Annotated in this window: 18 protein-coding genes; 2 read left to right on the forward strand and 16 right to left on the reverse strand. The window is 48.4% G+C overall.

Annotation, left to right across the window (positions count from 1 at the left end; translation table 11 throughout):
- Nucleotides 1-46: 46 nt before the first annotated feature.
- The 9 genes from H6A13_RS03820 to H6A13_RS03860 all read right to left on the reverse strand — a co-directional run bounded on the left by H6A13_RS03820 (nucleotide 47) and on the right by H6A13_RS03860 (nucleotide 6,011).
- Nucleotides 47-721, reverse strand: a complete 675-nt coding sequence (locus H6A13_RS03820; protein ID WP_204908295.1) for a 4Fe-4S double cluster binding domain-containing protein — start codon at nucleotides 719-721, stop codon at nucleotides 47-49.
- A 39-nt stretch (nucleotides 722-760) separates the two neighbouring features.
- Nucleotides 761-1,816, reverse strand: a complete 1,056-nt coding sequence (locus H6A13_RS13475; protein ID WP_204908296.1) for an N-acetyltransferase — start codon at nucleotides 1,814-1,816, stop codon at nucleotides 761-763.
- Between the two features lie 12 nt (nucleotides 1,817-1,828).
- Entirely contained in the window at nucleotides 1,829-2,641 is an 813-nt protein-coding gene (locus H6A13_RS03830) for an acyltransferase domain-containing protein (RefSeq protein WP_204908297.1), read from the reverse strand.
- A 2-nt stretch (nucleotides 2,642-2,643) separates the two neighbouring features.
- A complete protein-coding gene (locus H6A13_RS03835; protein WP_204908298.1) occupies nucleotides 2,644-3,150 on the reverse strand; it encodes a P-loop NTPase family protein in 507 nt (168 codons plus the stop codon).
- A gap of 16 nt (nucleotides 3,151-3,166) precedes the next feature.
- Nucleotides 3,167-3,931 (reverse strand): class I SAM-dependent methyltransferase, encoded by a 765-nt coding sequence (locus tag H6A13_RS03840; protein ID WP_204908299.1) that lies wholly within the window; start codon nucleotides 3,929-3,931, stop codon nucleotides 3,167-3,169.
- A 20-nt stretch (nucleotides 3,932-3,951) separates the two neighbouring features.
- On the reverse strand, nucleotides 3,952-4,164 hold the full coding sequence (locus H6A13_RS03845) for a hypothetical protein (RefSeq protein WP_204908300.1): 213 nt from the start codon (nucleotides 4,162-4,164) through the stop codon (nucleotides 3,952-3,954).
- Between the two features lie 91 nt (nucleotides 4,165-4,255).
- Nucleotides 4,256-4,867, reverse strand: a complete 612-nt coding sequence (locus tag H6A13_RS03850; RefSeq protein WP_204908301.1) for a sugar O-acetyltransferase — start codon at nucleotides 4,865-4,867, stop codon at nucleotides 4,256-4,258.
- A gap of 29 nt (nucleotides 4,868-4,896) precedes the next feature.
- Nucleotides 4,897-5,406: a GNAT family N-acetyltransferase gene (locus H6A13_RS03855; RefSeq protein ID WP_204908302.1), complete on the reverse strand. Its 510-nt coding sequence runs from the start codon at nucleotides 5,404-5,406 to the stop codon at nucleotides 4,897-4,899.
- A 5-nt stretch (nucleotides 5,407-5,411) separates the two neighbouring features.
- Nucleotides 5,412-6,011 carry a DNA-3-methyladenine glycosylase I gene (locus H6A13_RS03860; protein WP_204908303.1) on the reverse strand — a complete coding sequence of 200 codons (600 nt, stop codon included), beginning with the start codon at nucleotides 6,009-6,011 and terminating at the stop codon, nucleotides 5,412-5,414.
- Between the two features lie 360 nt (nucleotides 6,012-6,371).
- On the opposite strand from H6A13_RS03860, the gene H6A13_RS03865 reads away from it, so the two are divergent.
- Entirely contained in the window at nucleotides 6,372-7,922 is a 1,551-nt protein-coding gene (locus tag H6A13_RS03865; protein ID WP_204908304.1) for an L-glutamate gamma-semialdehyde dehydrogenase, read from the forward strand.
- 148 nt (nucleotides 7,923-8,070) lie between these two features.
- On the opposite strand, the gene cdd is transcribed toward H6A13_RS03865, so the two are convergent.
- Genes cdd through H6A13_RS03890 form a run of 5 tightly spaced genes read right to left on the reverse strand, consistent with a single transcriptional unit; the run spans nucleotide 8,071 to nucleotide 11,707 of the window.
- On the reverse strand, nucleotides 8,071-8,520 hold the full coding sequence (cdd, locus tag H6A13_RS03870; protein WP_420827216.1) for a cytidine deaminase: 450 nt from the start codon (nucleotides 8,518-8,520) through the stop codon (nucleotides 8,071-8,073).
- 53 nt (nucleotides 8,521-8,573) lie between these two features.
- Nucleotides 8,574-9,353, reverse strand: a complete 780-nt coding sequence (udp, locus tag H6A13_RS03875) for a uridine phosphorylase (RefSeq protein WP_204908305.1) — start codon at nucleotides 9,351-9,353, stop codon at nucleotides 8,574-8,576.
- Between the two features lie 27 nt (nucleotides 9,354-9,380).
- On the reverse strand, nucleotides 9,381-9,896 hold the full coding sequence (locus H6A13_RS03880; protein WP_204908306.1) for a GNAT family N-acetyltransferase: 516 nt from the start codon (nucleotides 9,894-9,896) through the stop codon (nucleotides 9,381-9,383).
- A gap of 46 nt (nucleotides 9,897-9,942) precedes the next feature.
- Nucleotides 9,943-10,791: a hypothetical protein gene (locus H6A13_RS03885; RefSeq protein ID WP_204908307.1), complete on the reverse strand. Its 849-nt coding sequence runs from the start codon at nucleotides 10,789-10,791 to the stop codon at nucleotides 9,943-9,945.
- 25 nt (nucleotides 10,792-10,816) lie between these two features.
- A complete protein-coding gene (locus tag H6A13_RS03890) occupies nucleotides 10,817-11,707 on the reverse strand; it encodes an AraC family transcriptional regulator (RefSeq protein WP_204908308.1) in 891 nt (296 codons plus the stop codon).
- Between the two features lie 182 nt (nucleotides 11,708-11,889).
- Between H6A13_RS03890 and H6A13_RS03895 the strand changes: the two genes are divergently transcribed.
- Nucleotides 11,890-13,950 (forward strand): TIM-barrel domain-containing protein, encoded by a 2,061-nt coding sequence (locus H6A13_RS03895; RefSeq protein WP_204908309.1) that lies wholly within the window; start codon nucleotides 11,890-11,892, stop codon nucleotides 13,948-13,950.
- A 57-nt stretch (nucleotides 13,951-14,007) separates the two neighbouring features.
- Here the strand turns inward: H6A13_RS03895 and H6A13_RS03900 are convergent, their stop codons facing one another.
- Together H6A13_RS03900 and malQ are read right to left on the reverse strand one after the other, a co-directional pair.
- Nucleotides 14,008-15,633 carry a glycoside hydrolase family 13 protein gene (locus tag H6A13_RS03900; RefSeq protein ID WP_204908310.1) on the reverse strand — a complete coding sequence of 542 codons (1,626 nt, stop codon included), beginning with the start codon at nucleotides 15,631-15,633 and terminating at the stop codon, nucleotides 14,008-14,010.
- 31 nt (nucleotides 15,634-15,664) lie between these two features.
- On the reverse strand, nucleotides 15,665-17,143 hold the full coding sequence (gene malQ / locus H6A13_RS03905) for a 4-alpha-glucanotransferase (protein ID WP_204908311.1): 1,479 nt from the start codon (nucleotides 17,141-17,143) through the stop codon (nucleotides 15,665-15,667).
- Between the last annotated feature and the right edge of the window lie 4 nt (nucleotides 17,144-17,147).

Genomic DNA, 17,147 nt, shown 5'->3' on the forward strand with positions numbered 1-17,147 from the left:
TCCTTTCCTCATACTGTCTTCATCTTACCACGGCCGGACAGGATGTTCAATCCTGTGTTCGGGTATACCTGCACACTGCAAAACACTTCCCGCAAAGATCTGTGCGGATCCCGGTCCGTTCATACATAATCTCCAGCTGTTTTTCATAACAGCTTTTTACGTCTACGATCTCATTTCTTGTCATTCCGGCCTCCCAGAAGGTTCCTCTTAACGCTCCTGCCGGACAGTTCTGAACACACGCTGTACACTTCCCGCACCTGGACTTTGTGTAGGGCTCCTCCGTTTCCAGGGGAGCATCTGTGAATAAAGAAGAGATCCTGACTGCCGGTCCGTACTCCGGCGTGACCAGCAGACAATTCTTCCCAATCCAGCCAAGGCCTGCTCTTGCCGCCACGGTCTTGTGGGGAACCGGCGAGACATAGTCGTCATTTACCTTTACCCGGTCTGTGGTCTGTGCGTAAGCCTGAAATCCCCGTTCTTTTAAAAACGCCTCCCCTGCCAGGACGATCTGATTTAATTTCTTGTTTAACTCATCGTACAAATGATAATATTCCACCGTAGGTCCATCTTTCAGATCGCGGACCACTTTTTTCGGAAGGGCAACCGCCACCGCGACTCCTACCGGATACCTGCAGTTCCCGATACCTGTCATATCACCGGCTCCGGCCAGGTCTGCGCCCTGCTCATATAACACCTGTTTCAATGCTTCTGTAAGACCCATGCTTTTTTCTCCCTTCCGTCTATACTTCTGCTCCTGATCTTATTCTGCCAGAATTCTTCCTGTAACTTTATCTTTCACCTGTGAAAATGTCAGAACCGGCAAGGGCTGATCCGTATGTTCCCCGATCATTTTTTCCATCCAGACCATGTTATACCAGCATCCGAATTTGTAGCCGCTGTCATGGAACTCACCTGCCAGGCGAAATCCCATATGTTCATGGAACTGCACGCTGTTCCGGTCCAGATACTCATCTTCTTCCTTCGGGCAGGCAATGCAGGCATTCACGTTCAGAATGTGCATCTCCTTCAGGATCGTCTCCAGTGCGTCGTAAAGCTTTCTTCCGGCTCCGCTGCGGCGTTCCTCCATATCCACATAGATGGACAATTCCACGGACCATCCATATGCAGCGCGCTCTGCAAAGGCAGACGCATAGGCATAACCAATGATCCGACCGTCTCTGACAGCCACAATGTAAGGATATTTTTCCAGGGTTCTTTCCATCCTTTCCCGAAATTCTTCCACTGTGGGCACGTCATATTCAAATGTAATGGCGGTATCCGTCACATAAGGCGCATAGATTTCCAGAAGGCGTGGTGCATCCGAAAGGTTGGCGGTACGAAGCAGAATCTGTGCATGATCTTCCACTCCTGATCCTTTTGACCACTCCATTAGATACTCTTCTTCTCTGGTATCTTTATCTGTCATTTTCCGCTGAATCCGAAATCCTTCTCGCTTATAAAAATGAACTGCTTTTTCATTTTTCTGGTAGACATGAAGTGTCAGCTCTTCATTCTGTTCTTTCACAAAATCCAGCAGAGCTTTGCCGATTCCCAAAGATCTGTACTGGCTTTTTACAAAAATCCCTGCAACATAGCTTTGATCCAGTCCAATAAATCCCAGAATTTCTCCGTTTTCCTCATAGACATACATCTCAGCCTGTAAAAACATTCCTTTTACCGAGGTAAGATTTCCCTTCCAATACTCTGACGGAATAAAAGAATGGACTTCCACATTGGTATCCAGCCAGATTTTCGCTACCGAATCAAGATCTTCTTCTGTCATGGCCCTGATCCGGCAGTTTTTCTCTTTTTTCATTCGCACACCTTCTTACTTTAATCTCCCGCAGGCAATATATATCTTTCCGCCCGCCAGGATATGCTGTTTTACGTTCCTTTGCAGGGATGTTTTCTCCGGCAGATTCCTATACTCTGTCTCCGGGACATCCTGGCATTGAAAGAGCCATTCCAGGAAATCACGTCCCGGTTCTCCCGGATCATAGATTTCAAATCGCTCCTGAAACTTCCGGATATTCGAGTCCTCCGGCAGCATGTTCTTTAACTGCGGATCCAAAAGCCAGGAATGACAGCGATATTCGCATCCTTCCATCTCCGGCTCATATTTCCCGAAAAAATCTTTCGCTTCTTTTAAAGATTTTTCCACAGATTCCGGAGAAAAATCCGCATCTGACGGGATATGAACCGCTATTCCAGGGCCGTCATCAAAGAGCTTTCGTTCATACTCCAGGGCTCCGATCCGGAACTCATGACATCCGGCCTGTCGGGCCGTCCACCAGTATCTGTCGAATTCATATCTTCCTGTCCTCTCATATGTCTCCTTGAGAAACCTGGGAAAACATTTCATCGTAGCAGTGTAAACGGAAGGCTCGATCCCCTTCCTGCTGTAAACCTCATAAGAATCCGCTGCAACCTTCAGCATGCAGACCAGCATTTTCATATGGTCTTTGTCGTCCGAAAGCTTCTGTTCCAGCCTGGTGTGTACGCTTTTCATTTTTTCATACTCAAAGAAATCCTGCCTGATATCCTCCAGGAAGGCAAAATCCGTCTCTGAAAGTATTTTTTCTATCCGAAGCTTTACTTCAGGCTGTATACCAATCCTCTCACATAACTGTAAAACATCCATTTTTATCCCATTTTCCTTTTTCTTTCTCTCTCCAGATACTGTTCTGCCTCATCCCGGCTCCGAAAAGTATAAATGTCCCGGCTGCCCCTGTATTTCTCCAACAGCGCATAGATTTCCGGCAGCTGATCTTTCGGAAAATCCAGGATCCACTGCCGGAACTCTTCGTCAAATTCTTCTTCCTTCCAGGGGATGTCCACCCGTTCCTTTCCGATGCGGGAAGTTGCCCCTTCCAGGCAGACCTCCAGCGGATAATCCAGAAAAAACACGGTGTCACATTCCCGCATCCTCAGTTCCAGCGTCCGGTTGTAATTACCATCGATAATCCAGGCATCCTGGCTGACGATCTCACGGATACGTCGGTCAAATTCTTCTCTGGAAATGTTGGTGCGATCCGGTTTATGCCAGATCATATCCAGATAATACAGTGGAAGCCCTGTCAGTTCCTGAAGTTTTCTGGCAAAAGTGCTCTTTCCCGCTCCGGGACATCCGATCACCATCACTTTCTTCATGCTCATTCTCCCTCGTCTATTTTCTGACAACCAGCAAAAATCTATGGATCGTCCCCTCTATTTTCCCTTCCCGTTCAATGGACTCTTGCATTTTCAGTAACCTTTGAAAGCACTTGTCTACAGAAAACCCCGGAAATTCCCACTCGATGACGTGAGCAAACCAGACGAAAGCTCCGATATCATTGAAAATGATCGGCCGATATGCTTCTTCAGCCCTCAAAATCTCAAAACCCGCTTTTTCAAACACTCTACTTTGTTCCTCCAAATGGTGGAGGGGAAATGGCACAGGCGTCCCCGGCAAAACCATTTCCACCAGATCCCTGTCATTGTCTCCACCAACCTGTTCCGTCACAAATATCCCGCCTTTGCGTAAAAGTCTGTAAATTTCCGACGCATCATAATCCCCATGACGGTTGATAATCAGATCAAAGGATTCCTTTTCAAACGGAATCGCAGAGGGGTCACTGCATTCCCTAAATTGGATTCCCAGTGGCAGCAATTTTTCCCGACACAATTCTACATTAGGCTGATACCCTTCTGTTGCCGCTGTTCGATGAAATGGATGATTCAGCGATAGTAAAAATTCTCCACCACCAGTGTCATAATCCAGAATATCCGCATCTTCCCTGAGATATTGCCTCAAAACATCTTTATAATTCCAGGGCAGGTCATTCTCTTCTTCATATCTGCCATGGATATGAGAAAAATCCCAACCTTTGATATGTGCCATTTCCTCTTCTGTTTTCCAAATATCTTTTAATTCGTTCTCCTGATACCTCATTTTTCCCCTTCCAGATACTGTTATTCTTCGTCTGTCAATCCGTATATCTGATACAAAGAGAGCATATTCTGATATTGCATTTTATTTCCCATAAGCTGGCGGTAAGTCGCAGTTTTTTCTTTTCCCTCTTCTTTCAGACGTTTCATTTTCTGGTCCGTATTCTGATAATTTTCCCGGATCGCATGCAACATTTTTTCAAACGCATCCAGTCTTGCCTTCTCGTCCATACCCATTATAATCCTCCTCGTTCTCCGGCGATCAGAAACTGCCGCACCCGCCCGTCATCCAGAATATAAAAATGATCCATAAATAGAGTCGTCTCTGTCATAGCTGGTCTCCTCCTTGCACATGTTTCTTATTCTCCCGCACAACTCTGCAAGGATTTCCAAAAGCAACCACATCATCCGGAATATCTCTGGTCACAACGCTGCCCGCTCCGATCACTACATTATTGCCGATCGTCACGCCGGGAAGAATGATGACGCCTCCTCCGATCCACACATTGTCTCCGATATGAACCGGTGCCGTCTGTGTCTTGCAGAATTCAAAGGATCCGTCCTCCTTTGGCTCTCCAAAACGATCGACAGCATTCGTCGGATGAAACGCCGTATATATCTGAACATTCGGAGCGATCAGTGCATTTTCACCGATATGGATCTTGTTGTCATCCAGAAAGATGCAGTTCATATTCACTTCGCAATTGTTGCCAAAATAAATATTGTTCCCATAATCTACATAAAAAGGCGGTGTGATCCAAAGATTTTTTCCTTTCCCGCCCAGAAGGCTTCCAAGGATCTTGTCTTTTCCTTCCAGATCTTCAGATGGAAGATTGTTATAAATCCGCACCAGATTTTTGGCTTTATGCCATTGTTCTAAAAGTTCCGGATCGCCGCAGTCATATAACATTCCGGCAAGCATTTTCTCTCGTTCTGTCATCTTTTTCATCCTTTTACTAAATCTAAATATTATGCCGGCTCCTTCTGTTTCCCGTAAATGCACAGATCATAAACGGCTCCATTTTTCAGAACTCCGTTTTTCAGCACCCCTTCCAGTTCAAATCCGTTCTTTTCCAATACTCTCCGGGAAGCAATATTGGGAGCATATACCAGTCCTGTGATACGGATAATATCCAGCTGTTCAAACGCTTCCTGACAGATCTTTCGCACAGCCTCTGTCATGATTCCTTTTGACCAGCGTTCTGTCAGCAGGAAATATCCTATCTCCGCATCCTGCCGGTATACATCCTGTTTCCGTTCTACGGAAATGTTTCCTACCACCGTTCCATCTGCCAGGATCGCACGGAAGACTCCTTCCTTTCCTTCTTTTTCCAACGCCATATTGATCCACCAGGCCGCGCTGTCTTCTGTATAGGGATCAGGAAGCTGATCCGACAGATAAGACCGGTCCAGCAAAGTGCAGATCTCAGCCATTCTTGCACAGTCGTCCATCGTCCATTTTCTTAATTCTACTTTCATATTCCTCACTCCTTGTCTCTTCGCTTCTTTACCGCATCGGTAACAGCCAGAAGTTCCCGGTAGCGCCCGCAGCTTTCCAGATGATCGTTGATGATGCCGCAGGCCTGCAGATGGGAATATACAGTGATCGATCCCATGTATTTCAGGCCTCTTTTTTTCAGATCCTTGCTGATCTGGTCTGACAACCCGTTTCTTGCAGGGATCTCTCCTTTCTGATGTCCGGTATAGAGATAGGTTTTTCCCCCGGTAAATCCCCAGATATAGTCGCTGAAAGATCCAAATTTTTCCCGGATCTTCTGAAAGCACCTGGCATTGTGGATCACGGCTTCAATTTTTCTTCTGGAACGGATCATTCCTTCTGTGTTCAGGATTCTTTCTATCTCTGCCTCCTGATATTCGGCCACTTTATTGTAATCAAACCGGTCAAAACACTCCCGGAAAATTTCTCTTTTCTGAATCATCATGTTCCAGTTTAGTCCGCACTGCATGACCTCCATCATAAGAAACTCAAACTGTTTCTGGTCGTCATACACCGGAACGCCCCATTCTTCATCATGGTAACGGATCATTTTTTCATTGCAGGTACACCAGGGACATCTGTCCATCTTTCTCCCCTCCTGACTTCTACTCTTTGATAAGAATTCCTACATTTTCCGGCTCAAAAAGCCTTTCCCCTATTATAGCAAAAACTTAGAAAAACAGATACTCCTATTTCTCAGCAAGTCTCGTTTTTCTTCCGTTTGATCCGCCGCTTGAGAACAAAATGTATCTTATATGGAAGAAATATCAGGTCTTCTCTCCGATCGCGGAAAAGTTCCTGTCACAGATCAGAGATTCCGGCACAACTTTAATATTTTAATTTTTTATTGTGTTAAAGCGGCTTTTTTGCTATACTTGGAACAGACTTCTATCAGGATCCCCCTGTTAGGATTCGTTTTGAAATTATATTTAGGAGGTACAATGCAATGATAAAAGGATTTAAAAATGCAGTGGAACTTGATTTTTCTGTAGAAGAAAACCGCCGGAAACTGGAAGAAGCTTTCCAGCAGGTAAATGCAGAAAAGGGAAAAACTTATCCTCTGATCATCGGCGGTGAAAAGATTGAGACCGAGAAAAAGATCACTTCTCTTTCTCCCGCTACAAAAGAAGTCCTTGGATATGCCTGCTCCTGCAGCCGCGAGCTTGCAGATAAAGCGATCCAGACTGCAGACGAAGCTTTTAAAACCTGGAGCCGCACACCGGCTGAAGAACGGATCCGGTGCCTGCGCCGCCTGACCAGACTGATCGAAGAAAACCGTTTCATCCTGGACGCATGGAATGTGGAAGAAAGCGGCAAGAACTGGGGCGAAGCAGACGGAGAACTCTGCGAAGCGCTGGACTTCTTTAACTCCTACGCTATGCATATGGCCAACCTGGACAAAGGACTGGAACTGGTTCCTACCGATGAACTGACCAAATGTATCTACATCCCTATCGGTGTAGGCGCTATCATCCCGCCGTGGAACTTCCCGCTGTCTATCTGCGGAGGCATGGTCACCGCCGCTCTGGTTACCGGCAACAGCGTGATCTGCAAACCGTCTTCTGACACACCGATCGTAGCATACAAATTCGTTGAGCTCTGTCTGAAAGCAGGATTCCCGGCAGGAACCATCAACTACATCCCCGGCTCCGGCTCAGAGATCGGCGATTATATTGTAGAGCATCCACGCACCCGTTTTATCAACTTCACCGGTTCCAAAGCCGTAGGATGCAGGATCAACGAAAAAGCAGCCAAAGTAGCTGACGGCCAGATCTGGCTGAAACGCGTGGTTGCAGAGATGGGCGGAAAGAACGCTATCATCGTTGACTCCACTGCAAACATCAAAAAAGCAGCCGCAGGTGTGGCAAGCTCTGCATTTACCTTCCAGGGACAGAAATGCTCCGCATGCTCCCGCGCATTAGTAATGAGCGATGTCTATGATGAATTTGTAGAAGAAGTCGTAAAATGCGCCAAAGACTTAAAAGAACATCAGGGAAGCGGCGCAAGCAACGCTCCTATGGGTCCGGTCATCAATCAGGCCGCATATGACAGCATCACCGGCTACATAGAAGTAGGCCGCAAAGAAGGCAAGATCGTCTACGGCGGAACCTACAGCGATACCGAAGGCTTCTACATTGACCCGACCGTAATCCGTGATGTGGACAAAGACGCAAGGATTGCCAACGAGGAGATCTTCGGGCCTGTGCTTGCTGTTGTAAAAGTAGATTCCTTTGACGAAGCTCTGGCTATCGCCAACCAGACAGAATACGGGCTGACCGGCTCTGTATACAGTGAGACCAGAGAACATATCCAGAAGGCAAAAGTAGAATTCCAGGTAGGAAACCTCTACTTCAACCGCAAATCCACTGCAGCCGTTGTCCTGCAGCACCCCTTCGGCGGATTCAACATGTCCGGAACAGACGCCAAGACAGGAACCAGCGATTACCTGACCAACTTCCTGAATCTCAAATCTGTAACAGAAGATTTAAATTCATAATCAATAGGGGACGGGGGATTTCTGAAAATCCCCCGTCCCCTATTGATTCATATCATTTTTTCCACATTTTATCCATGTGTAATTCACACTGGTTATCCACATTTCGGGGATTATTCCTCTTGCCGCCTGCAAAGGGGACGGGGGATTTCTAGAAATCCCCCGTCCCCTTTGTTAGATTTTCTGGTCCGAATCCTGCCGGGAACAATTCCTTCAATGTATAGATCTGATAGTCTTTTTCGCTTTTCGCCAGAATGATCTGAAATTCTTCTGGTGAGCAGAACTCTGTCATTACCTGTCTGCATACTCCGCAAGGAGCCACATAATCCGTAATCTTTCCGTCCATACCTCCTGCAATGCAGATTGCTGCAAATTCTCGTTCCCCCTCGCTGACTGCTTTGAAAAATGCCGTCCGTTCCGCACAGTTTGTCGGCGTATATGCCGCATTCTCGATATTACATCCGGTGTAAATTTTTCCTGTTTTTGTCAGTAGCGCAGCCCCCACCTTAAAATGAGAATATGGCGCATAGGCACGGGTCATCTGCTCTTTTGCCTCCCGGATCAGTTCCTGAATCCTTTCTTTGCCAATCCAAATATTCACAGAATCACTTCCTGTCATATTGTATCCTCTCCGTCCTGTTATTTTCCAAAACCTTAATTTCTCCGATCTTCCCGGATCAGATTCCTTACGGCCTCTACCGCTGTCCGCACTGCCGCATCTGTATCGTGAACAACCGGATTGTCAAGCCCCTTTGCCGCCCGTTCCTGATTGGCCATCACAAGGAAACAAGAGCCGGCGCGGACATGCAGACTGCTTGCCACAACAAACAGCGCGGCCGATTCCATTTCTGATGCCAGGCATCCCAGTCTTTTCCATGCCTCCCATTTATTCAAAAGCTCATAACTCACCGGTTTTGTCTCCGGAGAGTGTTGTCCATAGAAAGAGTCCTTGCACTGCACCACTCCGGTGTGATAAGTATGTCCCATTTCTTTTGCTGCTCGAATGAGTGCATTCGTAACCTGGATATCCGCCACTGCCGGAAACTCCACCGGCGCATACTCCCGGCTGGTTCCTTCCATACGGATGGCTCCGGTCGCGATCACCAGGTCGCCGCCCATAACATCCAGCTGCATTCCGCCACAGGTGCCGATCCGCACAAAAGTGTCTGCCCCGGCCATCACCAGTTCTTCCATGGCAATGGACGCCGATGGTCCGCCGATTCCGGTGGAGGTAACACTGACTTTTTCACCATCCAGTGTCCCCGTATATGTAACGAATTCCCGGCTGTCCGCTATCAATCTGGCATCATCCAGATACTTTGCGATCTTTGCACACCGCTTCGGGTCGCCGGGTAGGATTACATAGCGCCCCACATCTCCCTTTCCCACCTGCAGATGATACAGCTTTTCCTGATCTTCTGAATAATTGATCATATGCCTTCCTCTCCTTTTCATTCATTATTATAGTTCCTTCATGTAAAACCGGTCCATGGTGCTGTGCACTACGCTCTCAGGCCGCCCGATCAAATGAAATCCATACTTTTCATACATCCTCATGGCCACTTCCAGGTTGGAATGCGTCTCAAGGTACAATCTACGAAAACCTGCGGCCCTGGCATATTCCTCTATCGTTTTCATTAAGAGTTTCCCATATCCCCGGCCTTTCCAGCCCTCTGCCACATAAAGCTTCTGCACTTCCGCACACCGATCAAACCCTGAAAACTTCTCCATCCCAACCCCGCCGATCACCCGGCCGCTCTCTTCCGTCAGGATAAAGTATGTCCTCGCCTCTGACCCGCTGTCATAATACCTGCTCAGATGATCCAGTTCCGGATCGAAATACGCCGTCCCGGGGATATCCAGATGGTATCGTTCCAGATTCGCACGGATAATCGCGGCGATCACAGCGTCATCATCTTTCGTGATCAGATGCATATTTCTTTCCTTCAGCCATGCCTGTATTTTCTGTCTGTTCATAAGTCTCACTCTTTCATCAGAGCCTGCATTTCACATCCTGGATTTATTATTTATCCGGTGTCCAAAACGCATAACTTACCGTTCCATTCTCCCATTCGCCGCACGCCAGATATACCCGGCCTGGCCGTGCAACGAATTCCGGGTTGCCCTTATCATTCGTTTGCACAGCAACTGCCTCTCCTTCCGGCATCTGCTCTGCTTCATTCTGTTCCTGCCCCAGAAGTGCATCCTCCCATGAAAGGATCTGTATACGCTCCGGCATCTCATCAAACTGCAGCTCCATCTGCATGGGCGCAGAGAGCTTTCTGACTTCCACGGGACTTGTCTGCAGAATATGCGGCGCATCCGTAGTAACCGTGTTGCTTTCTCCATTCTCTTCATACGTCCATGTATAGCTTAGCGGTTCCGAAATCATGACCGAAGCTGCCGCCAGCTCATCCGTATAGCATACATTCAGATACGGGCGTTCAGATGGATCTTTTTCTACAAAAAATTCATCAAGATAATGTCCATACTGTCCGATGTATTCCTGATTTGCCTGCTCTGTCCGCCTGATCTCTGTGATTCCATGATACTGTGCGGGGTATGATTCCGCGATCATTCCGTTTCCGTAGATATCCACCACATCCCCGTTATCCAGATTATCTGCGGCCATCTTCTTCCCTGATTCATCATAAACTGCATCCTCTGGTACTGTCCCGTAAAAAGGATATTCCGCTTCCAGATTCACAAAAATACCCTCCCCGTCATCCTTTTCCAGATAGACTGCCCTCATCGGATCCCCCGTCAACTGTCCTTTCTTTTTTTCCGTGATTTTCAAAACACAAATAAACGCAATTGCCAGGCTTACCAGTATCATGGCAATCATAATTACAACTTTTACACTTTTCTTCATGACCCAATATTATCCACCTGTTCTTTTATTTCTCCCCCTCATATCTGCCATCTTTCCGGTAGGCTCCCGGCGTCATGCCGAACCGCTTTTTAAATACCCGGTTGAAATACGAAAGATTGCCAAACCCTGTATCCAGCGCCACTTCTGTTACGCTCTCTCTTCCGGATGCCAGTCTGGCTGCCGCCTCCTCCATCCGGCACTGATTGATATACTCTACACAGGTCATATTCATGTACTGTTTAAAGAAACGCATGAAATAATACTCGCTGAAATGGCAGAGATCCGCAAGTTCCGCCACACTGACGGGGCGCTGGTAATTTTCCTTGATATATCCGGTTACCGTCTTTAATTTCTCCAATACTTCCTGATTCTGCTTCTCTTTTCGTTCAAACGGTGCTTCCCGGTATAAGGCCGCCAGCGCCTTCAGAAGTTCTCCCTTAACCGCCAGTTCATGGCCTTCTTCTTCTGAATCAAACTCCTTTTTCAGACGTGCAAACATCCCGGCAAGTTCTGCAGCCAGACGAGGTTCTCTCTCACCAGAGATCACCGCCGGAAACCGGACTTCCCCCTGTTCCAGAGGAGCCAGATATTTCACGCTGCACAGATCCAGTGGACCGCCCAGCAGGGAAGGATGAAACACGAAACTGTCCGTCTCCAGGAAATCTGTGCCTCCCGCCGGGATTCCATGTAAGATGCCAGACGTAAGGAAGAGCACATCTCCTTCCTTTACCGGACAAGGCTCCAGATCGATCAGATACGTCCCCTGCCCTCTCCGGACACAGGTGATCTCAAACTCTTCATGCCAGTGGACCGGCAGGCCGGGAAGCCTTGCCGGGTACACACAATTATAATATTCAATGGGAAAAAGAGGGCTTCCATGCTGGTTCTCTTCCCGATACATTTTCTTTTCCTTCATTGTTCACTTTTCCTCCACAACCGCAGGATTGTGTCAAAATAAGTTGGAAATATACAAGACTTTCTTTTCCTTCCAAAGTAAAATATCGTTAGAATCAAAGCTGTAAATTTCCAGTCTGTCCTTAGATTGGTATTACAGCATCATCGTATCACATTACAAATCATTAGAAAAGGAGAAATCTTATGGTACGCAAATTTACGTTCGGACGTCCCTTCCCTACAGACGCAGTGGTAAAAACATATCCTGCCCAGGAAGGAACACTCCCCTATTTTACAAACACAGAGGAAAGCCTTGTTCTTACTCTGGAAAAGGGCGCTCCTGTCTACGGACTGGGAGAACAGGTGCGGGGGATCAATAAGAGGGGCTGGATCTACACCAGCAACTGTACCGATAACCCGCATCACACAGAGACCACCCGCTCCCTCTACGGAGCCCACAATTTCCTCATCATCGGAGGCGCCTCACCCTTTGGCATTTTCATCGATTATCCGGGAACGCTGACATTTGATATCGGTTATACCAGAAGTGACACCCTGCGTATTACCCCCGAGGACTGGAACCTGGACATTTACCTGATCGAGACAGAGGATCATCTGCCCGCTTCCATTGTCCATACCTTCCGCCAGATGATCGGACGCAGCTATATCCCGCCGAAGTGGGCGTTCGGCTATGGACAGAGCCGATGGGGCTATAAAGACGAAGCGGACTTCCGGGAAGTGGCCGAAACCTACGCAGAGAACGGGTTCCCTCTGGACGCCATTTACATGGACATCGACTATATGGAACGCTACAAAGACTTTACCGTTTCCAGGGAAAGATTCCCTGATTTTCCGGGACTGGTAAATGATCTGAAAGAACAGGGTGTCCATCTGGTTCCTATCATCGATGCCGGAGTAAAGATAGAGGAGGGATATCCCGTCTATGAGGAAGGCGTGGAAAAGGGATATTTCTGCAAAGAAGAAGACGGCACGCCTTTTGTAGGCGCCGTATGGCCGGGAAAAGCGCATTTCCCGGATATGCTGAACCCCGAAGCCAGACGGTGGTTTGGACTGCATTACAAATATCTTCTGGATCAGGGGATCGAAGGCTTCTGGAATGACATGAATGAACCGGCTATTTTTTACTCTGAAAAGAGACTGAACAAGGTCTTTGATGAAGTGGCTGAACTGAAGGGCCAGAATCTTGACCTGGAGAAAAATGACCGTTTTCTGGGCCTTGTCAACACGCTGGCCAACCATCCGGAAGATTACCGGAGCTTTTATCATGAACCGGGAAATGGTATGGAAAGGGTCCGCCACGACAAAGTCCACAATCTCTACGGTTATAACATGACCAGGGCCGCAGGCGAAGCATTTGAAGAACTGGAGCCGGACAAACGGATCCTGATGTTCTCCCGAGCCTCCTATATCGGCATGCACCGGTACGGCGGCATATGGCAGGGCGACAATATGGCCTGGTGGTCCCACCTTCTGATGAATATAAAAATGATGCCTTCCTTAAACATGTGCGGATTCCTCTATACCGGCGCAGATCTGGGCGGCTTTGGCGGTGACACTACGGAAGACCTGGTCCTTCGCTGGCTGCAGTTCGGGATCTTTACGCCTCTGATGCGGAATCACTCCGCCATGGGAACCCGGGAACAGGAACTGTACCGCTTCTCCAATATGGAAAGCGCAAAGAAGATCCTGGAACTTCGGTATTGCCTGCTTCCTTACCTGTACAGTGAGTACATGAAGGCCGCTTTGCATGACGAGATGCTCTTCCGTCCTCTTGCCTTTGACTACCCGCAGGATACACAGGCTGTTCAGGTGGAAGATCAGCTGCTTCTTGGCGAAAGCCTGATGCTGGCCCCTGTTTATCAGCCAAACGCAGAAGGCCGTTATGTATACCTGCCGGAAGACATGCTCCTTATCACCACAACAGGTCCGGAGGATATCCGTCTGAAACTGATGACTGCAGGACACCACTATGTGCCTGTAGCGGAAAACGAACTGATCTTTTTCCTGCGAAAAGGACATCTCCTTCCGCTGGCCGCGCCTGCAAAAAATACTGCTGCTGTGGATGATACCAGGCTTCAGGTCATCGCCTGGCCAGGTACAGAAGCTTCCTATACCCTCTACAGCGATGACGGCGTCAGCAAAGACTATGAGAATCCGGAAAATCTGTCAGACATTCAACTTTCATCCGATGGCCGGATCACCTATACCGGAGCTTTGGAGCGGAACCTTACACTTTGGAATTAAGAGGATATGCAAAAAAAGATTGCTGCCTGATCCGTCAGGCGGCAATCTTTTTTATGATTACAGAAGTATCATCACAGCCTCATAAGGCTTCAACTCTTCCTCATACTCTCCCGGATAATTGTGGATCAGTACCCTTCCATCCTTCCACTCCTTCCAGAGAGGACAGGTGGCCGGCTGGTCGGAAAAGTTTGCACAGACCAGCATCTCTGTATCTCCCAGGCGTCTGGTATAGGCAAAGATCTGCGGATCCTCCGGCAGGAGAAGGTGAAACTCTCCTTCTACAAACACCGGATGCTCCTTCCGAAGCCGGATCAGCTTCTGGTAAAAAGAAAAAACAGATTCCGGATCTTCCAGTTCCTTTCCGGCGTTGATCCTGGTATAATTCGGATTCACTTCGATCCAGGGTGTGCCGGACGTAAAGCCTGCGTTCGGGGTATCATCCCACTGCATGGGCGTACGGGCATTATCCCGGCTTCTGGCATAGATGGATGCCATGATATCCTCTTTTTCATAGCCTTTTTCCAGACGTTCTTTGTACATGTTCAGGGTCTCGATATCCCGGTAATGGCTGATATCTTCAAACTGCACATTGGTCATGCCCAGTTCTTCCCCCTGGTAAATATAAGGCGTTCCCTGCATGCCGTGAAGCAGAACTGCCAGCATCTTGGCAGATTCCGCCCGGTATTTCCCGTCATTTCCCCAGCGGGAGACGATCCTTGGAAGATCATGATTATTCCAGAACAGGCTGTTCCAGCCTTTTCCATGAAGTTCGGTCTGCCATTTGGCAAGCACTTTTTTTAGTTTCACCAGGGGCAGCGGCGCCAGATCCCATTTTTCTTTTCCTTCCTGCTGATCCAGGCCGATATGTTCAAATTGAAATACCATGGAAAATTCGCTGCCGTTTGGATGGCTGTAAAGCTTTGCCCGTTCCACGTCTGCGCCCCATGCCTCTCCTACGGTAATGAGGTCGCCCTTTTGAAAGGTCTCTCTACTCATTTCCCGGATAAATGCGTGGAGCATCGGACCATTCGCCGTGATTTCCAGATCCGGCTCCTTGGCGATCTGATCGATCACGTCCAGGCGGAAGCCTCCCACGCCTTTTTCCATCCACCAGAGGATCATATCATAGATCTCCCGGCGCACTTTGGGATTCTCCCAGTTCAGATCCGGCTGCTTTACCGAAAACTGATGGAAATAATACTGGCCAAGTTCCGGCACCCATTCCCAGGCCGGGCCGCCAAATCCCGCTTTCATCTCATTGGGCAGTTCTCCTTCCACGCCGTCTTCCCAGACATAATAGTCATGATAAGGGTTGTCTTTACTCTTTTTCGCTTCCAGAAACCAGGGATGTTCATCAGAAGTATGGTTCAGCACCAGATCCATGATGATACGGATCCCGTGGTCTTTCGCCTTCCGGATCAGTTCCTCCATATCTGCCAGCGTGCCGAACATGGGGTCAATATCCTGATAGTCTGAAATGTCATATCCATTGTCATCCTGGGGCGACTTGCAGACCGGTGAAAGCCAGATGGCGTCAATGCCAAGTTTCTCCAGGTAGGGAAGTCTTTCGATGATCCCGGGAATATCTCCGATCCCGTCACCATTGCTATCCTGAAAACTGCGGGGATAGATCTGGTAGACCACCGCCTGCTGCCACCATTTTTTCTCATACTGCTTTTTCATGGAATTCTCTCCTTTTCCTGCGAACGGCCTTTTAAATAGCCGGTCTGTATTTTCTGACTAAGGTTCCAAACTCTTTCATGGCTCTTTCTATTTCCTCAAAGGACGGCATCCTCCACTCCCAGTTGGGAGAGCCTACGGTTCCCGGCGTATTCATATGGCCTTCTTCTCCCAGCCCCAGGATGTCCTGGATGGGAAGGATTACATAAGAAGCTTTGCTCTTTAAGGTATAAGCCAGAAGCCGGTCTTTGACTGAACCGCTGCCGCATCCTTCTTTTTTCAGAAACCGGCGGATCTTCCGCCTGGAGGCACAGTTCAAATGGTGATACCATTCCATCAGGGTATCATTATCATGGGTTCCTGTGTAAAGGATCATGTTTTCTTTATCTGCATTGATGTCTCTGGCATATTTCCCGCCCGAATCTATGGAAAACACCAGGATCTTCATGCCCTTCAGATGATAATGATCTTTCAGCGTCAGCACCTCCGGACGCAGTTCCCCCAGATCCTCCGCCACCAGTTCTACTTCCGGCAGTTCTCTGGTCAGAAGATCCAGCACCTCATAGCCCGGAGCTTCGATCCATTCCCCTTCCATGGCCGTCGGACAGGAAGACGGGATCTTCCAGTAGGTATCAAATGCCCGGAAGTGATCGATCCTGACGATGTCGAACAGCTTTCCGCTGTAACCGATCCGTTCCAGCCAGAACCGGTAGTGATCCTCTTTCATATGATCCCAGTCATAGATAGGATTGCCCCACCGCTGTCCGGTAGCGCTGAAATAATCCGGAGGCACGCCTGCGATGAAGATGGGGCGTCCATCGGTATCCAAAAGGAACTGATCCTTTCCGCCCCATACGTCTACCGAGTCTACTCCCACATAAAATGGCACATCGCCCATAATGCGGATCCCTTTTGCATTGGCTGTCTCTTTGACCTTCATCCACTGAAAATAAAAGAGATACTGAAGAAAGATCTGAAAATCTGCCTCTTCCCTTTCTTCTGCCGTCAGTTTCCGGGGATTGCTGATCCAGTTCTTATCCGCTTCCTCCCACTCATTCCAGCAGACCCCGCCGTTTTTCCGTTTCAAAGCCCGGAACACACCGTATTCCTGCACCCATTTCTGCTCTGCAAAAGAGCGGAATTTTGAAGTCTCATCTAGGCTCTTTTCCCGGAACGTCTTCCAGGCCTCTTTAAGATGCGGCAGTTTCCATTCCCGCACACCGTCATAGTCCACCTTTCCGGCATACTCCCGAAACGGCGACGGTTCCCTGGCAAGAAGCCCTTCCTTCCAGAGTTCCTCCAGGCTGATGTAGAGTTCATCTCCTGCATAGGAGGAATAGGGCTGATAGGGAGAATTCCCGTAGCCCACCGGGTTCAGGGGAAGGATCTGCCAGATCTTCATCCCCGCTTTTTCCATGATATCGATCCAATGATATGCCGCCTCTCCCAGTTCTCCAATCCCGCTTTTGGACGGCAGGGAGAAAACAGGCATTAAGATTCCTGTCTGTCTCATATGC

Origin of the sequence: Mordavella massiliensis, assembly GCF_016902415.1 — a bacterium.
GTDB lineage: Bacteria > Bacillota > Clostridia > Lachnospirales > Lachnospiraceae > Merdimonas > Merdimonas faecigallinarum.